This is a genomic window from Variovorax sp. 01T439_2, from assembly GCF_056398445.1.
On sequence record NZ_JBFTPJ010001006.1, the window covers coordinates 1 to 2,061 of the forward strand.

General features: G+C 63.3%; 3 protein-coding genes. 1 reads left to right on the plus strand and 2 read right to left on the minus strand.

Annotation, left to right across the window (positions count from 1 at the left end):
• Positions 1 to 113: 113 nt before the first annotated feature.
• On the plus strand, positions 114 to 1,082 hold the full coding sequence (locus AC1DOC_RS31085) for a LysR family transcriptional regulator (protein ID WP_478081474.1): 969 nt from the start codon (positions 114 to 116) through the stop codon (positions 1,080 to 1,082).
• Between the two features lie 71 nt (positions 1,083 to 1,153).
• Here AC1DOC_RS31085 and AC1DOC_RS31090 read toward each other — a convergent pair whose 3' ends face one another.
• Positions 1,154 to 1,573, minus strand: a complete 420-nt coding sequence (locus tag AC1DOC_RS31090; protein WP_478083249.1) for an Arm DNA-binding domain-containing protein — start codon at positions 1,571 to 1,573, stop codon at positions 1,154 to 1,156.
• A gap of 12 nt (positions 1,574 to 1,585) precedes the next feature.
• Positions 1,586 to 2,061 (minus strand): LysR substrate-binding domain-containing protein (locus AC1DOC_RS31095; protein WP_478131268.1); only part of this gene is annotated, 476 nt, incomplete at its 5' end.

Below are 2,061 nucleotides of genomic sequence, written 5' to 3' on the forward strand. Positions count from 1 at the left end.
GCTTCAGGCACAGGGATTCCTCTGAGGGTGCGACATAAAAGATGAAGTAATTTTCATGACAATCCTGCGATCCACCTAGTGAAAATGCAAAATGGATCCATGAAGGTTTACTCATGATTGAGCGTTCAGAAGGCCTCTCCTGGGCACGGGGCATCAAGGTCCGGCATCTGGAGTCCTTTCTGGTGCTGGACGAGGCGGGCACGCTGACCGAGGCGGCGGTGCGGCTGCACATGACGCAATCGGCCATGTCGCACTGGCTGGCAGAGCTGGAACGCGTGGCGGGCACGCCGCTGGTGGTGCGCGGGCGCAAGGTGCAACTGACGCCTGCGGGGCATCTGCTCAAGCGGCTGGCCATCACCGTGCTGGGCGACATCGCGCGCACCGGCCGCGAGATGCATGCGGTGGCCGCGGGGCGCGTGCCGCGTCTGAACGTGGGCAGCGTCTGGGCCGGCATTGCCGGCGGCCTGCCCGAAGCCGTGACCGCGTTCCAGCAGCGCCATGCCGATGTGGCCGTGTCGATTCATGACGGGCTGTTCGACGACCTGCTCAAGGGCCTGGACACGCGTGCCATGGATGCCGTGATCGGTGTTCTGGATGCAAGGGCGCACCAGCCGCAGCTGGCGCATCACGTGCTCTTCGACGACCAGGTGAGCATCGTCGTTGGCCAGGGCAGCAAGCACTGGCACAGCAACCAGCCGCCGGGCTTTGCCGACGTGCTGCGCGAGCAATGGGTGATGCCGCCCCTGGGCACGCTCACCCGCATCCAGATGGATGCCTATCTCATCGAGCAACAAGCATCGTGGCTGGTGCCCAAGGCGGAAACCGCCTCGCTGGCCATGATGCAGGCCCTGCTGCAAAAGGGCGACTATGTCGGCGTGTGTGCGGAATCCATGGCGGACTACATGGCCTCGCTGGGGCTGTTCCGGAAGGTCGCCATTGATTCGAACATCCGCTTCGGCCCGATCACCGTGGTGTGGAACCGCGAGCATGTCTCGGCCACGCTCATGGACTTCATTGCTTGCCTCAAGGCGCATGCGCGGGGCTTGCCTGCCGCGCCAGTGCAGGCGCCGTCCGGCGCGTAGCCCCCGCGCCAGCGTTTTTCGCCCAGGTGGCAGCAGGCATCTCCGCTCCATGATCGCGAGGCAAAGGGCCATCAGCGTCTCTGCCACAACCGCAGCTTCGGTAGCAAGTCGTTCTTTATCTCACGATCGCGCTGTGTGGCGGTGCTTGCGCGTAGGCGGCCATTTGTCACTTCCTGCCACGTCGAAGCAACGGCTCCGACGATTGAGAGCTTTTCTTGTTGCTTGTGATGAACGGGGCTGATACCACTTGCGACGAGCTTTCGTGCTTCCTGGTGGAGCTCGCGGGCGCGCTTCAGGCTGACGTCAGGGCTGCGGCCGAGGGCCAGCATGCTTTCATTGTTGTGTGGGGTGAACCTGTACCTCCACAACTTTGCGCCGGATGGCTTTATTAGCAACGACAGCCCGTGTGGCTCCACGAGCTTGAAGGCGGTCTCTTGAGCCTTGGCGTTCCCTATCTGTGTTTCGGTAAGTTGGCGGCGAAGCAGGAACAGGAACGACGCCGCTCACTTCCTGATCGCAGCACTCCAGAATTCATTCGCCGCCTTCCCCAAGAGCTCGCTGTCTCGGTAGAGCCTGATTTCCAGCGGAACGGCCCACTCGCTGCTCGCTGCGGCGACAAGGCGCCCTTGGCCGGTGTCTTCCTCCACGAGGGTCCGCGGCAGCCATGCGATGCCCCTGCCGTCCAGTGCCATCGTCCGGAGGACGGAGGCGAGATGGGCCGTGAAGACGGGCTGTACTGCTTGCGACTCCAGCCGTCGGCTCACGACGGCACGCATGATGCGTCCCAGCCCGGATTCGTCGCTGTACAAGAGCAACGGTACGGCGGATGCGCCTTTCCGTGAAAGCTGATGCAGCGGCTCGCCGGAGCCATTGGGCGCGGACACTGCGATCAGCATGTCTTCGCCGATCCTGGCTGATCTGTAGGGGTCAGCATCGAGTGCGCCATGGGCGTCGGGATGCGCGTGGCTCAGTACGAACT